Here is a 16,865-nt window from a genome sequence, read left to right as displayed (position 1 = left end):
TTATTTTTTCAGCTCACCGGGAGGGGAATCGAGGATGATATTCCCTTGGTCCATGACGAGGACGCGGGTCACGAGATTGAGCAATGTGTTTCTATGCGTCACCGCAACCATGGTTCGATCTGTCAGGTAGTCGCCAAGGCGCTGTAGGATTGCGGCCTCCGTTGAGGAGTCCATGGAGCTTGTTGGTTCGTCAAGAACCAAGATATTCGGCTCATGGAGGAGCGCGCGGCTGAGGTTGATTGACTGGCGTTGCCCACCAGACAACCCAACACCGCGTTCTTTGATCTTCAGGTCATAGCCTGCTGGATTGCCTTTTATGAAATCGTCCGTTCCAGAGAGCTGGCAGATTTTCAGCAGATGCTCATCGTCATACTCATAGTAGCCCAGTTGGATATTCTCGCGAACTGTGCCAGAGAATAGCCAGGTTTCCTGTAGCATCACGCCTAAATTACGTTGCAGGTCGGATTTATCAATTTGACGCAGGTCTATACCGTCTAAAAGAATAGATCCGGTTGTGGGTTGGATCAAGCCGGCGCAGAGTTTCGCAAAGGTGGATTTCCCCGACCCCATCCGGCCTAGAACTGCCACTTTTTGGCCTGCTGGGATTTTAATGGAAAGACCCTTGATTAGCGCATTCTTCGCACCAGGAAAGGTGTAGGAAACGTTTACAAACTCGATATCACCTTTGAGGACTGGGCGGCTCAATCTTTGATCGGAGTCTGCAACGCCATCTGTCCGATTCATCAACTTATCAATTGAGCGGAAAGCTTGGCGTGCGGAGTTGGCCCGCGACAATGCCGATGCGACCTGACCAAGGGGCGCAAGGGCCCGTCCCCCCAGAATGACCGCGGCGATAAGTCCGCCCATCGTAAGTTCTTGGGCTTGGATCAGAAACACCCCGTAAAAGATTGTTGCCACCTGAGCGATTTGTTGAATTGAAGCTGCCGAATTGATCGCGAATTGTGAAAAAATTCGGGCTTTTAGGCCAAGTTCAGATTGATCCGTTGTCGCGGTTTCAAAACGGTTTTTCATTAGGCGTCCGGAGCCGGTGGCCTGGATCGTGTCGAGACCATTCAAAGTTTCGACCAGCACGGCTTGTTTCGACATGCCCGTTTGCATGGCACCTGAGGCGAGGTGGGCTAAGATTGGTTGAATAGCGACGCCAATGATCAACACGCAAGGGACTGCAAGCAAAGGCACAATCGCGATATTTCCACCGATCAAGTAGACCACATAGATAAAGAAGAAGATAAAGGGCAAATCCACAATCGCCACGAGCGTTGCAGAGGTAAAGAACTCTCGCAGCGTGTCAAATTCTCGAACGACACTTGCCACCGCTCCCGAGCTTTGATTGCCAGCGTCCAATCGCAGCGTGAGAATTTTGTCGAACACCATGCGCGACATGCGCGCGTCTGCCCGCTTGCTGGCCCGGTCGATAAAGTTGGCGCGGAGCGACTTGGTTAAGAAGTCAAACCCAAGTGCGATCATCACGCCGATGGATAGGGCAATTAGCGATTCAATAGCCTCATTGGGCACAACGCGGTCATAGACCACCATGACGAATATTGATGTCGAAACGCCCAAGAAATTGGACATTGTGGCCGCTAAGATCACTTGTATGTAGAGCCATTTGCCCTGTGCGAAGGCCGAATAGAACCAGCGCTTACTCGATTTGGCTTTGGCATTGCTGTCACGACGCGCTAAAATAAGGTGACCGGAAAACTTGGCCGAAAACTGGTCTTTCGACATTTTTCTGATTTTAAGTTTATTTTCGATACTTGCGTATTTGACGGTGCCGTCCGATTTGATCTCGGTCAAAATGAACGCGCCACCATCCTCCCAGAACCCAATCATTGGGCAATGGCTCTGTGCCAGGTTGTTGGCTGAGATACGACCAAAGCTGGCGACATAGCCGATCTCGCGTAAAACGCTCACCATTTCGGCCGGTGAAAACGTATTGCTTGACGTGGCCGGCAGGTCGCGTATCGCCGCTTCGCTGTAGGCTTCGCCTTGATCGCGAAGGAACCTCTGGAGAGTGAGCACCAGCTCGCTTTCGGTCGAGTTTGACGTGTCCTCTACGGCGCGCTCACCGTCTGTTACGCCTTGCGGGTCCACATCCGCTTCATCAGCGCTATGGTCCAGAGGTTTTGATGCGGTCAAATCCGTCATTTTGCTGCCTTAATTATGGTCTTATTGGTGTTAATTCCCAGTCGCTTTGACAAAAGGCCCGAGCTGGCGAGCATTTCGTAGTCAATTTTTAGGAGCTCTGAGGCGACCGATATTCTTTGATCAGAGGTGCGGTAGGCTTTCTCTTCGGCCTGAATCAATTGGCGAACTGTCGTTTGGCCCGTCGCAAGTTGCGACCACATGATTTCAAGCTCATTTTGAGACGCAGCTTCTTGCGCAACGAGTGTGTCAAGCGAGGCGGTGAGCGCGGTACGTCTGCTCAACGCCGTATCCAATTCTCTTTTTCCGGCCAGCTTTGCTCCTTTGAGCCTTTGCTCCGCCGCCTTCAAATTGGCAGCCTGTGCGGCGGTATTGGCTTCGCGTCGTCCACCGTCCCCAATGATCCACGACACTTCTAAACCGATTGCATAGGTTGTACGCTCGTCCTTTTCCATTGGCGATGCCATACCGGCCTTGAACCCGACGGTTGGTTTTTCACGACCTTGTGCCACAAGTAAACTCTGTTTGGCGGATAAAACTTGAGCGGCTGTCTGCGCCATTATTGGTGCACGGTTCCAGTTGCGTTGGATATGGGTCAGATCTGCGGCTGTGAGAAGCGATGGCGGCGTGGTTAGATTTTTCGGGACAGCTCCAAAGAATTTCATGTAGCTGGCTTCCGCCGCTGCAATTTGAGCATCAAGATTTGCTTTTTCCAAAGAGAGTGCTCGAGCGGCAATTTCTGCGGAGGCGCTGGCGCTCTTGTCGACCATACCACTCGCAACAAGCGTTTCCATCTGCGTCAGCATTTTCTCGGTTTTGGTCATGAGCGCCTTAAATCGTGTGTCGCGCATGTTCAGTGTGTCGAGGTTAATCCATGAGACCGCGGCATCTTTTGCGGTGGTATTGGCTGCGAGCGCCACATCCATTTCTGCGATGAAGGCATTGGCCCGTGCCTGGTCTATTCTGGCAACGCTGGAGCCGCCATCGAAGATGAGCTGACTGACCGAGAGGTTTGCACTGGCGCCGCGTTCCGTAGTGGAGGCCAAACCAGCGCCATCCTTAACAGTTTGACCGGCATTAGCGCTCGCAGAAATTTGGAATTCTCTATCTGCATCTGCAACTAAAATTTCACTTAAGGATCTATTATAATTGCTCATAGATACGATATACTCAGGTGAATTAATCACGATTTTGGAGAGATCATTTTTGAAATCGCCTGAAAGAGCTTTTGCAAGTTTTGGTTGGGATAAAATATCAGATGATACATTTGATAAAGCATTTACTTCAGAGTTAAGCTTTGCCGTCGAATATTGCGGAGCGCCACACGCTGATAGCGCAAACATCGCTGTAACTAAGGCTAAATTTTGATGCTTCATGCCTAATTTCCTTTTCCCATTGATCTGCAGTTCGAATCGTAACGCTTAACTACGGGTACAGTAGCTATATCGTTAATGAAAGATTAAATTTTAACAATAATGCCATTAAAACCGCGGCTTCAATGAGTTTTAAGCTGTATGAAATATGCGTTAGTTATTCATATTGTTATACATTTTATTAAATTATATTGTGAATTATTGACGGATTGTTTAGTATTTTTTAAACATAATTTAATATATTGAATAGATTCATGGCGCGTGGTTAAAAAGGTCAGTGAACATTTATGTCTGGAGAAAGAAACTATGACCATCCAACAACACGCGTCTTTCGATTCAAGCGCTGCTGAGTTGAACGCAACCAGCAAGCTCGTAAAAGCTTGGGAATCCAAGAACGCTAAAAACGCAGCCAAAGCCGGTGGCATCTCGCTAATGGCTCTGTCGCTCGCAGCTTGTGGCGGCTCAAGCTCAACGCCTGACAGTGGCAATGGCTCTGGCTCTGGTAACACTCCGGACGTTACGCCCGTTACAGTGGCTCTGTCTACTGGTACAGATACAGTCACTGGTACAACAGGTGCGGACACGTTCAACGCGGGTTTGTCGTCCGCTGGCATTCAGACTCTCCAGGCTCTTGACTCTGTAAGTGGTGGTGCGGGCATTGATACTATTAACATAACCCTGACGGGCGATGTAACTCCAAACCTGACCGCGGTTGAGACTGTTAATGTAACCACTGCGGCTGCTGGTGGCGCAACGCTTGATCTTTTGGCAGCGAGTGGCGTTACTTCCGTTTCCAACACTGGATCCACGTCGTTGTTGACCGTCAATAACATTGGCGCAAGCGTTACCGGCATCACGTTGGCAAATTCTTCGGCGGGAGCGTCATTCGACTTCCTGGATTCTTCGGTAACTGGAACTTCCGACGCAAAAACCTTCACAATTTCCAACGTGTCTGGCGGTGTCGTGACTGTTGATAATGCGATCGAGTCGATTACTCTTAACTCCGTCGGGTCCGCCAACACTGTTACAACGTTGACGTCTAATGCAGACACCCTTTTGATCTCGGGATCCGCTGCTTTTACTCTTACAAATGCGAATACGACGGCGGAAACCATCACATCTACGTCGACTGGTGCTGTGACTTTGACTTCTAATAACGCCAACGCCACTACGGTTACAACAGGAGCCGGAGCCGACAGCATTACGATGTCGCCAACTGCTGCGAAGGTTGAGACTGTTTCGCTAGGTGCCGGCAACGATAAAGTAACGTTTACGGCGAACCTGGCTGACACTGATGTGTTGAACGGTGGGGACGGGACTGACACACTGATCAGTACGTTTGCGCTTCTTGACGGCCTAACGACAGCGACTTCAACTGTTGAGTTGGTAAGCAATTTTGAGACGGTTGAGTTCACTGATGCGTTTACGGCTGGTCAGACTTTTGACGTTGCAAGCGTTCAGAAGGCAGGTATTGCTACCGTGACCCTTGATGGAAATGGTACTGCCGGTGCAGCAACAATCAATTTCTTAGCTGGTAGTTCCACGCTAAATGTTGCCGGCGCACTTGGTAACGGTTTGCATACGTTTGACGCGGCTGGGACAGCAACGACAGACACTTTGACAGTTGCAAATACAGCTGCTGGTGCCAACTTCGCCAACCGCGCCATTACGACGACAGACTTTGAAACAGTCACGTTCAATTCATCAGGGACTGGTGCGGCAACGACCCAACAGCTTGGCGCGGTAACTGCGACTGCTTCAGCTGGTGGCACTGCAACGGTGAAGTTCACGGGTACCAATTCTGTAGATGTGACTGGTGCGATTACAGCTGCTGCTGTTGACGCTTCTGGAATGACTGCACAGGCGACTGGTACATTAACTTTTGATATGAACGCAAACGCACTGGTTGGCACGGCGGGCGGTACTAGCACGATTACTGGCTCTGCTGGCGACGATGTTCTCATTGGTGATGCCGGCGATACCACAAATATCTCAGGTGGCGCGGGCAAGGATACAATTACTGGTGGATCCGACGCCGAAACACTCTCCGGCGAAGCGGGAGATGATACAATTGTTGGTGGTGGCGGTGCCGATACCCTAAATGGTGGTGATGGTGCAGACACAATTACAGGCGGCGCGGGCAAGGATACTATCAGTGGTGGTGCCGGTGCGGATATAATTACATCGGGTGCTGGTGACGATACCATTACTGGCGGAGCGGGAGATGATACCGTAAATATGGATAGCGCCCTTACGGGTGCGGACACTGTTAACGGTGGTGAGGGTATTGATACACTTGCAATGGATACCCTTGCTACGGTCGCAACCTCGGTTGGAGTGACAAATTTTGAAGTACTGTCATTTGACACTGGCGGTCTTGGTGCTCAGTCAATGGCCGTGTTTACCAACAACAGTGGGTTCACTACAGTCGATGCTAACGTTGCGGGTGTTGTAACCATCTCCAATGCAGCTGATACGCTAACTACGGTTCGTAACACTCTGACAGGTGGTTCAATTGTGTTGACACGCTTGGTGGATGGCACCGGAAATTCGCTCACAGTAGAAGCAGACGATAGTGCGGCGGCCACTAGCCAAGGCCTTACTACTTTCCTCGCTGTGACTGCTAACGATGAAGAAACCATTTCTATGGTAAGCGGGTCGAACGCAGCTGAAGATCTGACTATCAGCACGCTTAATGCATCAGATCTCACAACACTCAACATGAGTGGTACGGCTGATGCGACTGTTACAACCCTTGCTGGGGCAACAAAGATTGCAACAGTCACTTCAACAGGATTGACAGGTAAGGCTACTGTAGATGCTAGCGTATCAACAGTTGCGATGACCATGACTGCGGGTGCTGGTGGGTCGGACTTCACATCATCTGATTTGGCGGACACACTTACTGGTGGCGCTGGAATCGACGATCTTACAGGTGGTTCAGGGTCGGATACAATCACTGGCGGTGCTGGTAATGATATCCTTGATGGTGGCATCGGATCTGATACCGTATCAGGCGGCGCAGGGGATGACGCAATTACGGGTGGTGTTGGTGCTGATAGCCTCTCCGGGGGCGCTGGTGATGACACCTTTGACCAGGCTACCGCTACACACTCATTGGCGGCTACTGCAGTGACGGATGCGTCGACTGGTCTAGCCATGGCTGCTGGTGTGGCGCTCGCTGTTGGGGATACTATTACCTTTGGCAATGGTTTGGACATCATTACTGACTTTACCGCTGGTGGTACTGACGACGATGTAAACGTTGTTACTAATGGCGCAGCGACAACTGCCTTGGGTGAAGCGAATAACTCAATTGCTACAGACTTGCAGTTCCTGTCAGGTAACTTTGTCGCTTCAACTGGTGTTTTCACAATCACCGCTGATGGCGCTGGGTCCGATACACTGATTTTGGAATCTCAAGATGCTACTGCTGATCTCACGGTGGCTGGTGAATTGAGCATATTCTTGCTTCAGGGCGTCGATAGTGATGATCTCACCGCTGTAGACTTTATCTAACTAAAACATATATTCCCCCCCCGTCTTAGATGGGGGGGGTATTTTGTCTTTTCAAAAGCGGTTTCAAGTTTCTGTAAGGACAAAAATACTTCTGAGGAGAAGCAGTAATGAAAATGACTAAAATTGAGTTGGCGTCAGTCGAGTTGCTAGATACAAAAGCATCGGTCGCCGTTAGCGGCAAAAGTAAACGCGCTGCTAAACTTAAGAAGGCCGCAAATGCTGGTGGTTTGTCATCTCTCACACTTCTTGTGGCTGCCTGTGGTGGTGGTAGTGACACACCGGCTCCTCAATCAACCCTACTTACTCTTACGAAATCTGGTGATACATACTCGGCCTCTGCCGTAACGGGGTTCGCTCTTAACGACAGCAGCTCGGCAAAATTTGCGGTAACCGATGACACTGTTGATAACGCTTATTCAATCACACTTACTGCGAGCGGCACTGGTACGCTTGAATTTGACTTTGCTGATGCTGACGATACTGTAACCTTGGATGCGAGCAGTACTGTAACGGGTTTCACAACGTTAAAGATTACCGATGGAACAGTCGACGCAACAGCCGCGGATCTCTCCTCAATCACGCGTGTCGAAGTTGCCTCTGGTGCGATATTGAGCCTGGCTCAAGTTAAAGAAATTCCGACTCTGATCAGTAACGCATCGACGGGTTCGATCACGATTGAGGTTGCTTCTTCTGCTGAAGCCGATGAGCTCGTTGCCTTGCTCACAGCCGGCACTGTGTCAGTTTATGGCGAATCCAGCAATATTACTGTTGCAGCATCCAGCGACGCAGACGAAACACTGACCACCGAGGTTCTCGCTACCAAGCAAACTGCTGCGGTGGCCGAGGTTAAAGCTGTTTCTGAGGCGCCGGCTGACAGTGGTGACAGTGGATCTGGCGAGGACAGTGGTGAAAGTGGATCTGGCGAGGACAGTGGATCTGGGGACGACAGTAGTGGTAGTGGTTCCGGAGGCGGCGGAGGCGGCGGCGGCGGCGGCGGCGGCGCGCCGATATTTGGACTGACCCAAACAGATACCTCTGCGTTCAGTGTTTCTAATGGGTTTGGAAATGTGGACCTAACAACCGCTGGTGGCGCGCTCTTCTTCAATACAGCTGACTCGGGTGGTGTTACGAAGTCGAAAGCGGCTGTTACTAGCCTGACCGTTGATACAATTACATTAACAAGTACCGCAGAGGCCGTACACGATGTAGCCGTGTCCGGTACAGGTGCATTGACCGTTACGGCAAGTGACGGGGTTCAAGCCTTGACTGTCGGAACTACCGGAACGAACACAGTCGATCTAGGCGCAGGAGCCGATACGATCACTGCCTCCGCAGGAACAAACACCATTACGACTGGCTTGGGAGCAGATGAGGTTACTTTGACGACCACGTCTAACCTGCAGACAGTAAATGTGACATCCGAGGCCGCCGTGACGACGGTCCTTAATGCAACCGGGGTTGGTGCGACGTACGCCGCTAACATTGTAGGACTTGCCGCTGGAACTGTTTTGAACGCCACTGGTTCGACCCAAGCGGTAACTATCACAGGCAGCGCGCAAGCCGATACCATTAATGCTGGCTCGGGTGTTGACACTATCACTGGTGGTGATGGCGCTGATGAGATTGATGGTGGCGCTGGTAACGATATATTCATAATTGCTGATGAGGCTCATCACGATCCTGGTGAAACAATTGTGGGTGGCGCTGATACGGATACGATCCGTTTTACAGCTACCGATGCTGCCACGCTAACTCTTGATGCGAGTACAGTTGTTGAAGAAGTCGCTATCGCGGCAGCTGATGGTACCGCAACTGGTACCACTAATGAAAGTATTGACGCATCTAACGTAACTTCAGCCACTGCGATTGCTCTCACAGGTAACGCTGGCGACAACACGCTGACTGGTAATGCTCAGATTAACACCATCACAGGTGGTGCAGGTGTTGACACGATCACAGGCGGTGCCGGGGCCGACGTATTGGCAGGCGGTGATGGGGATGACATCTTCAATTTTGCAAATATCGCCGAAGTCAATGCTGATACCTCAATCGATGGTGGTAACGGGACCGGTGACACCATGGTTGTGACTGCGCAAGTTACGGCGACCTCTAATCTTGCTTCAGGAGCAACAATCTCAAACGTAGAGAATTTAACCCTCGCGGCCGGATCCACAGCCATAGTTACGCTGGATGGGGATATGACGGGTGTGACTATATCTGATGGAGGAGCTCTTATTGCGACGTCCGCTGCTTCTCAGGACGTTAATGCAATTGCGTTAACAGACGCCGAAGTGCTTTCGCTCACAGGGTCTACGACAGCGACAGTGTCCTTCGCCAATGGTGATGTTACAGCCACGGCTTATACAGGTGCGTTGACGGTTACTGGTACTGGTACAACCGGTCAGTTTACGACGGGTACAGCTTCTAGCTCGATTTCGAGCACTGGCACTACAGCAATCGTTGCGACTGCTATGGCGGATGATCAAACGCTGAGCACTTCAGGTGCGGGTGCCACAACGATCACTGGCTTGAGTGCAGATCTGACAGATACATCTACCAAAGCTCAGGATATTACAGTTGCATCAGTAGCCACCATAACTCTTGGTTTGGGTACTGATACAACTGGTACAGATGCAATCAATGCGAATGCTCTGACCGATGGTCAAGTTGTTACTCTGACAGGTGCCAACGACGCGACAGTGTCCTTCGCCAATGGTGATGTTACAGCCACGGCTTATACAGGTGCGTTGACGGTTACTGGTACTGGTTCAACCGGTCAGTTTACGACGGGTACAGCTTCTAGCTCGATTTCGAGCACTGGCGCTACAGCAATCGTTGCGACTGCTATGGTGGATGATCAAACGCTGTCCACTTCAGGTGCGGGTGCCACAACGATCACTGGCTTGAGTGCAGATCTGACAGATACATCTACCGCAGCTCAGGATATTACAGTTGCATCAGTAGCCACCATAACTCTTGGTTTGGGTACTGATACAAATGGTACAGATGCAATCAATGCGAATGCTCTGACCGATGGTCAAGTTCTTACCATGACAGGTGCCAACGACGCGACAGTGTCGCTCGTATTGGGTGACTTGACAGCAACTGCCTATACTGGCGCCATATCTGTTACTGGGACCACTGGTACCAATGTTATCACGACAGGTAACGGCGATGACGTTATAACGGGTGGCGCAGGTCGAGATGTGATGACTGGTGGTGCAGGTGCCGATAAGTTTGTGTTTGCAGCTGGTGCTGCTGATACAGTAGCTGCTTCTAGCTCTGTTGCAGGTATTGACCTAATTGATGGCTTCGTCGCTAATGGGGCTGCTGCTGATACAATAGATCTGACAGTTACTGTTGGAAGTGTGGAGAATGCTGTAACCGGCAGCGTGGATGAGGCAACCTTCATTGCAGATATGAACACTCTCTTGAATGTTGGCTCTGGTGCAGGCTTCAATACCGGGGGCGGCGGTGGTACTATTACCGCAGCGTTGGTAACCACGAACGCAGGTGATCTTAGTGGTAAGACATACCTTGCTGTCGACCTTAACGCAGATGATCAATTCAGTGCTGCCGACTTTATAGTTGAGGTTACAAATTTCACAAACACACTGCTTGATACTAACGTATTTGTTTAACCCAAACACGGTATCTTGCGGCGTAATTAAAAAACAAAAGCCCCCGCAGCAATGTGGGGGCTTTTATGTGTGAACGTGTGTGTTCGAGTTGCACTTGTTAAGCTTGCTGACATCGACATACCACTTACCGTAGAAAACGCCATTTTTATGGCCTATAAGTTGCCTGTGAAGCTTGTAATTGTAGTTAGATTAGATGATTTAATAGGGATGACTTAAAGAGAGATACTCGAAGGATACTAACCATGACCGAATCTAAAACTATCACGATCAATGACAAAGAGTACATTCTTGATGACCTGTCCGACGCCGCAAAAGCGCAGTTGGGTAGCATGCAGCTCACTGATCAAGAAATTGTTCGTCTGCAGCAACAACTGGCAATTGCCCAGACAGCTCGCAATGCATACGCGCAAGCGCTGAATGCGGAGCTGCCTAAGGACGCCTGACAAATATGAGATTGTCTGAAGTTGATTTAACCATTATTTAATAATTGTGTTAACTCGCTGAGTAGGTTCTCGCGATGCGCTAAGTGTTTAGCTAAAATCAAGTCCTACCAATAGGCAGGGCTTTTTTCGTGATACACTTGTGAAACACTCTTACACCCAAAGGAGACCACCCTATGAAACAACTCTTACTTGGTGCTGCCCTCGTAGGCGTAGGCACAGTCATTGGTGCTCTATCCTCAGATAATACCAGCGGTACAGCTAACGCTCAGTTTGCCCCGCCCAGCGTTCAATCTGGTGATGCGCTGTGGCATTTGCCCAAGTTCGGCGAACAAGGCTGGTTTCTTCATGCCAACAACGGACGGGTGCGGGCCTGCAACATGGACAGAGTGAGTGTGGTTGGCGAGCGCACAGCGCCACGCTGCTCAAAGTGGGCGGATGAATAGGGGTTTCTCCTGACAAAGAGTGAGAGACCCAAGGTCCGAGAACTACGGACCACGGACCACGGACCAACCGCCCAGACCGTAGCTTCAAGGACCATCAGCCCAGCGCCCAAGATTCTACATTTGCAGCCCTGGCAGCACTAACCACAACCCGCTCAGTATAGGCTTACTGAAGAGCGCCGACAGAGCCGCAGGGTTGATGGCTGAGCCAAGAACCACGGTCCGTGGACCGAGAGCCTAGCGCCCACTAACCCACCCAAAAAATCTTGCTTAAAGCACCCCCATTAATTACATTTGTATTTAATTTGATGTAACATACTCCCTGCGTCGATGGCCTTGCGACTGTGCTCCATTCCGATGTGCGCGGTTCAACAAACATCTTTAGGTGAGGCACTGTCCGTGCAGCTAGGACCTCGGCGCATGGCTCCTTGTTCCTGGGCCACAAGTCCAAATGAAAATACATCCGGCACAAATTGGAGGCCTAACAAGTGGAGGGTGTGGATCAAAATAGGGGCCCCCTGTTTAAGGGGAGAGGGGGTGAAGTTGCAGAAGCTTTGGGCAAGTCGAAAAGCTCAAGTAACCCCCAGTGCCCATTCAGGATCGCCCAGCCTAGTCTGTAGCCACCACTAGGTCGTCCAGATCCACAGCAAGCGCTTTTGCCAGCTTCGTGAGTGTAGCTACAGAGCCGGTCTTGCGGCCAGCTTCGATGTCGATGAGTTGGATGCGGTTGACGCCGGACCGTCGGGCCAGTTCCGTTTGCGACAACTCCCGGTGCTCGCGCCAAACTCTCAACGGGGGGTCCCCATCAAGCAGGCGATCTACCACGTTAGAGGGGATCAGATCTTCAGTCCCAGCTTTGATGCGATCAAGGATTGCTGTAGCACTGTGCAAATCGCTCATATCTTCGTCAAGCGCCTTGAGGCGAAGGTATTCGACCTTGGGTATAGTAACCATCTCATTCATTTGCATCACTCCTTGTAGGCGCTGCCGCGGGCTTTGATGTCGATAATCTCGATAACTGTTCTATCGACCATCGTTACGCGCCAGTCACCCACTCTTAGCCGCAGCATTCCCTCATAACCCTGTAACGCCTTGACATTCTTGGCCTGTGAGGTGGGATCTGCCGCATAAGCATTTATCTTATTTCGTATACGAATTGCCCAGTTTCGAGGTATCCGCAGAAGTGATTTCTGCGCGGTCTTGGAGTATACGACTTCTTTCATAAGCCTATGTAGCCAACGGCGACGATGTCGTCAATAGCTACTATTAAAGATAGAATGTCACTGTTGCGTACTCACATCTGCCACAAAGGCCGAGATCCGAGGACCACGTACCGCCATCCAACCACCGTAGCCCGCTGCATAATGGCCGACCCAGCGCTTGCCTCAATTGAGATTATGTTATAGTATAACACATCGAGGGGCTGCAGTATTTTCCTGCCACTGAAGAGGATCCTGAGGTCCAAGGTTCGTGATCCGTGATCCTTGATCCGTAGGTGTTGGCTGGAAACAAGCCCAAATGAAAATAAATCCGGCGCAAACTGGAGGCCTAACAAGTATAGGGTGTGGATCATAATAGGGGGCCCTGTTTAAGGGGGTAGGGGGTGAAGTTACAGAAGCTTTGGACAGGTCCAAAACCTCAAGTAACCCCCCATACTGTTTGGAAGGCTGGCGCTCTTGGGGTGATGGGAATTCGTGGAGATTGATGCATTGGCAGGGCGCAATAACCTGGAAGAGAGCGAGCTGCGTGGATCAAGGTCCAAGGTCGGTGGTCCACGGGCCTTGCTCCGCGCTCAAAGCACCCTGGTTCGTGTTGCGAGTTATATGTTCCAAGGTCCGTGGTTCACGCAGCGAGTATCCAGCAGTGAGGTCAAGGGCTCAAGGATCGTCGATCTGAGGCCAAGTGAATGGGAGAAACGAAAATGGACTGGAACATCATGGCCATGCGGCAGTCTTCGAGGCCTGAAAGGCGTCACACAGAGTCAGAGAGGCCCGTACGAGCGCAAGTGGGTTGTTTGGCTGGTTTTATACGGAATTACGCCAATGGCACTCAGGGAGCAGCTAGGCCAGTAGGCCAAGGACCAAGGTCCGTGGGGCTACTGCCGCAGCTGTTTACTAAGGACCGCACTTCTTGGACCTCGGTCCTTGGATCTGAGGTGAAACGCAACAATCTCACGGAGGGGATCAATCATGCATGAAGCATTCTTTGAAGCAGGGAAGGGCTGGGAGCTGGGGCCAGATTGGCCAGGAGCGCGTTGTGGCGCAAAGACACGTCAGGGAACGCACTGTCAGAACCCAGCAATGAGGGGCAAGGCGCGCTGCCGCAACCATGGTGGCAAGTCTACAGGTGCTAAGACTGCAGAGGGTTTGGCGAAGCTGGAAACCCTGCACCTAAAACACGGACGCTTCACCAAAGCCGCGAAGGCTGAAGCGAAGCGTCGTGCCCAGATTGGACGGGAGATCCGAGCGGAGCTGCGAGACATCGAAAAGGAGGCCATTGCAGCGGGGACCTTGGGCAAGGACTGGAGGGAAATGTTCAAACCCTGACAGCGGCCACCTAAATAGCGCTACTTTGTCTTCGTGACCTTGATCCGCCGCAGTGTAGCTACACCGCCTACTTTCCGTTCGACGGTGTAGCCCGAGACACTTTGGTCGATCTTGGCAAGAACCCGGCTGCGGCGGTCCTTCCCTGAAATCCCCGCGCAATCCCAGACCTGTTGCCGTAACTCCAGCGCGTCCAAGGTGGGTGTCTTCATTTTCATGAAGGCCGAGCGTCACAGCTATCAACTGTATCTGGCCATGGAAGATATTGATCACAGCAAGACAAAAGCCAACCATCCCCAAACAAACGGGATCTGTGAACGCTTTCATCGCACCATGAAAAATGAGTTCTATGACATAGCGTTCCGCAAGAAAATCTACGGATCGCTGGAAGAGCTGCAAACAGACGTTGATCATTGGTTGGCAAAATACAACGAACAGCGACCCCATTCGGGAAAACATTGCTACGGAAAAACGCCCATGCAAACATTCCGTGAAGCTCGACATTTGGTAGGCGAAAAGACTATCCCTATCACAAACCAATCTGACAGCATGTACGAAATGACACACGCTGGATGATAACAATGTCAGATTAAATAATGTCTTTTACATGTTACTCTAGCCGCAGAATAGGAACTAAATCGTCTCCGGTAAACCTGGTCTGGTTCACTCTCGTTCAAGATCAGCTTGTCGAGCTGAAGGTCCGCAACGATTTTCGTCAGCCTCTCATTTTCCTTCTTCAATGCTCTCATCTGTGAAAGTTGAGGCCGGCCAAGGCCACCAAACTTCTTACGCCAGTCATAATACGTCTTGTCCGAAATCCCCGCTTTGCGACATGCGCTCACGACGTCCAAACCATGGTGCAAATGAACATCAATCTCGCGCAATACCTTCAGCGCGTCCTCCTCCGAATACCGTTTCCGTGCCAGTCTTTGCCACTCCATTGGTCAACAAATACTGGCACAGTTTTAGGGGGCCAAGACAGAACCGCCGCTCTCGCTGAGTGGCGCCAACTATTGAGCGCATAGATTCAGGCTGCGCCAGCAATCTGATGCGAGTTCTCATTCGTCTGACAGTACCCCACGTCAGTTTTCCAGCGGCAATTCGGCAAGCAACGCCGCCCAAGATGCGCCGTGCATGTCGGGATCAAGGGTTGATCCTTGCACATGGGGGCGGGGCAGACTGAATTTCACCACATGTAAGTTGGCAATGTCAAAACGCTTGATATCTTGGGTGTTCACACCAAAGGCTTTGGCGACAGTAGCACTAAAAAGCCTCGCGATTACATATTCATAGGCATGAGGCGTGCCGCAGAAGATATCGACCGTTAACCAAAATGGGCCTGCATTTTTGGATCGTATTTTTTGTACTATTTCACCAAGATTAGCCAATTTGTACCTGTTCCAGCCGAAAGGCGCTCATTGGATCATCCAGCGTCAGGACGTGATTGAGGCAAAACTCATAGGTTTGGCCACGGGAAATTTCGGCCGGTGAAAATGGAAAAGCGAAGGTGGGCTGTTCCTCGGCTTGTGTCAGTGGATGGTGCAGCAAATAGGGGTTTAAGAATTGGCCGATTTCCATGGCCAATGCGTTGGATTTTGCAGTGACGATCGCCAGCACGCCTATTTCATGGGGTTGTGCAGCATGGGTTTCCAGCGTTCCAAAGCTGGCGTTCTGTCCCATCAGGCGCAGTTCAATTTCAAATTCTTCTGGGGCCACCCCAAGCCGCCTGATAACCTTGCTGCGACATTTGCTGATGATGTCATTGGCCCAAATCTGCGCATTTTTAACATAATGCGCATCGCGCAACAGGCACAGCAACACGCATTGAAAACCCGCAGGTCGCGCACCCTCTAGCTTGACGGTATAACGATCTGCCGGTACCCATTTTGACCCTGTGACGCGCACGCGGGTATCGTCAAGCGCAGCATAGGTCGCGTCTGTTACATCCAGATACCCACCCGGTTCATACAGGATAAACGGGTCAGAATTTTCATAAAGCATATGGGCGGAAACCGTATGGGGCGTGGCTTTCGCGCCATCGGCCAGCGGGATCACAGTAAAGCCGTCATTGTCAAATTCCATCATTACTACGCCGGATTGCGGGTTGGATGCGCAAAGCGCGCCGCATTCGCCGATTTTTGCCCCATGCCAAGCGGCTCCTGCATCATTGCCGCGCATTATGGGCAAGGCGGCAATAATGGCGGTATCTGTGGTGCGACCAGCGATTACGATGTCGGCGTTAGTTTCAAGCGCTGCGGCGATTTGTTCGGCGCCAGCTAGTGCGACGATATTGGTGCAGGTGGCAAAATCGTCTGCGGTTACATTTGGCGCGGCGGGCAGGGGAGTGATGCGACCATCGGAAAAGGCTGTGCTCATTACCGCTGTATCTTGGGAACAGCGCAGCACTGCGATTTTCAAACTTTGCCGCAGATCGGTGGCGATTTCACGCGTGATATCCAGCATCCAATTTACCGCATTGTCGGCCCCGCAAGTGCCAGATGTGCCTATAACCAATGGTACACCCGCCTTTGCTCGTGCTTCCATCAAGCCGCGCCATTCGATCTTTGTGGATGCACGTGAATATTTTGACACACCTCGCCCTAGATAGGCAGGGCCACTGTCGGTTGATCCCCCATCGATTGCAATGATGTCAGGTTTCATGGCGATGCCACGGTCCAGTGCTACTTGGTCATAGTTCAGGCCAAGGGCACCAGAGGGGATCAAAACACGTGTTGTCATA

General features: G+C 51.2%; 13 protein-coding genes and 1 pseudogene. 6 read left to right on the top strand and 8 right to left on the bottom strand.

The genetic code is table 11. The features are described 5' to 3' along the window. Together RCA23_RS13570 and RCA23_RS13565 are read right to left on the bottom strand one after the other, a co-directional pair. Positions 1–2,169, bottom strand: a complete 2,169-nt coding sequence (locus RCA23_RS13570) for a type I secretion system permease/ATPase (RefSeq protein ID WP_044050763.1) — start codon at positions 2,167–2,169, stop codon at positions 1–3. Beyond that, positions 2,166–3,542 carry a TolC family protein gene (locus RCA23_RS13565; RefSeq protein WP_044050762.1) on the bottom strand — a complete coding sequence of 459 codons (1,377 nt, stop codon included), beginning with the start codon at positions 3,540–3,542 and terminating at the stop codon, positions 2,166–2,168. The genes RCA23_RS13570 and RCA23_RS13565 overlap by 4 nt, the downstream gene beginning before the upstream one ends. 303 nt (positions 3,543–3,845) lie before the next feature. Between RCA23_RS13565 and RCA23_RS13560 the strand changes: the two genes are divergently transcribed. The 4 genes from RCA23_RS13560 (at position 3,846) to RCA23_RS13540 (ending at position 11,585) form a co-directional block, all read left to right on the top strand. Beyond that, complete coding sequence (locus tag RCA23_RS13560) at positions 3,846–7,058, top strand: beta strand repeat-containing protein (RefSeq protein WP_044050761.1); 3,213 nt, start codon at positions 3,846–3,848, stop codon at positions 7,056–7,058. A 107-nt stretch (positions 7,059–7,165) separates the two neighbouring features. Beyond that, the gene (locus RCA23_RS13550; RefSeq protein WP_052377198.1) at positions 7,166–10,699 is read left to right on the top strand and encodes a beta strand repeat-containing protein; all 3,534 of its coding nucleotides are present in this window, start codon (positions 7,166–7,168) and stop codon (positions 10,697–10,699) included. Positions 10,700–10,941: 242 nt separating this feature from the next. Next, positions 10,942–11,142, top strand: a complete 201-nt coding sequence (locus tag RCA23_RS13545; RefSeq protein ID WP_044050758.1) for a DUF6447 family protein — start codon at positions 10,942–10,944, stop codon at positions 11,140–11,142. A 173-nt stretch (positions 11,143–11,315) separates the two neighbouring features. Further along, the gene (locus RCA23_RS13540) at positions 11,316–11,585 is read left to right on the top strand and encodes a hypothetical protein (RefSeq protein ID WP_044050757.1); all 270 of its coding nucleotides are present in this window, start codon (positions 11,316–11,318) and stop codon (positions 11,583–11,585) included. A 606-nt stretch (positions 11,586–12,191) separates the two neighbouring features. Here the strand turns inward: RCA23_RS13540 and RCA23_RS13535 are convergent. Continuing rightward, complete coding sequence (locus RCA23_RS13535; protein ID WP_052377289.1) at positions 12,192–12,545, bottom strand: helix-turn-helix domain-containing protein; 354 nt, start codon at positions 12,543–12,545, stop codon at positions 12,192–12,194. Between the two features lie 5 nt (positions 12,546–12,550). Then, positions 12,551–12,805 (bottom strand): type II toxin-antitoxin system RelE/ParE family toxin, encoded by a 255-nt coding sequence (locus RCA23_RS13530; RefSeq protein ID WP_044050755.1) that lies wholly within the window; start codon positions 12,803–12,805, stop codon positions 12,551–12,553. 966 nt (positions 12,806–13,771) lie between these two features. Here RCA23_RS13530 and RCA23_RS13515 point away from each other — a divergent pair. Beyond that, positions 13,772–14,128, top strand: a complete 357-nt coding sequence (locus tag RCA23_RS13515; protein WP_044050752.1) for an HGGxSTG domain-containing protein — start codon at positions 13,772–13,774, stop codon at positions 14,126–14,128. A 20-nt stretch (positions 14,129–14,148) separates the two neighbouring features. Here RCA23_RS13515 and RCA23_RS13510 read toward each other — a convergent pair whose 3' ends face one another. Next, positions 14,149–14,343 carry a hypothetical protein gene (locus RCA23_RS13510; RefSeq protein WP_044050751.1) on the bottom strand — a complete coding sequence of 65 codons (195 nt, stop codon included), beginning with the start codon at positions 14,341–14,343 and terminating at the stop codon, positions 14,149–14,151. A gap of 1 nt (position 14,344) precedes the next feature. Between RCA23_RS13510 and RCA23_RS13505 the strand changes: the two are divergent. Continuing rightward, a pseudogene (locus tag RCA23_RS13505) lies at positions 14,345–14,701 on the top strand (integrase core domain-containing protein); the annotation flags it as partial. Positions 14,702–14,709: 8 nt separating this feature from the next. On the opposite strand, the gene RCA23_RS17050 reads toward RCA23_RS13505, so the two are convergent. The 3 genes from RCA23_RS17050 to RCA23_RS13490 form a co-directional block, all read right to left on the bottom strand. Then, on the bottom strand, positions 14,710–15,066 hold the full coding sequence (locus RCA23_RS17050) for a transposase (RefSeq protein WP_052377197.1): 357 nt from the start codon (positions 15,064–15,066) through the stop codon (positions 14,710–14,712). Positions 15,067–15,207: 141 nt separating this feature from the next. Beyond that, a complete protein-coding gene (locus RCA23_RS13495) occupies positions 15,208–15,513 on the bottom strand; it encodes a DUF4387 family protein (protein ID WP_044050749.1) in 306 nt (101 codons plus the stop codon). Next, entirely contained in the window at positions 15,506–16,864 is a 1,359-nt protein-coding gene (locus tag RCA23_RS13490; protein ID WP_044050748.1) for an acyclic terpene utilization AtuA family protein, read from the bottom strand. The genes RCA23_RS13495 and RCA23_RS13490 overlap by 8 nt, the downstream gene beginning before the upstream one ends. Position 16,865 lies beyond the last annotated feature (1 nt).

The sequence above is a fragment of the Planktomarina temperata RCA23 genome (assembly GCF_000738435.1).
Classification (GTDB): domain Bacteria; phylum Pseudomonadota; class Alphaproteobacteria; order Rhodobacterales; family Rhodobacteraceae; genus Planktomarina; species Planktomarina temperata.
Note: the sequence above shows the minus strand (reverse complement) of the source record. Positions and strands in the feature narration are given on the sequence as shown.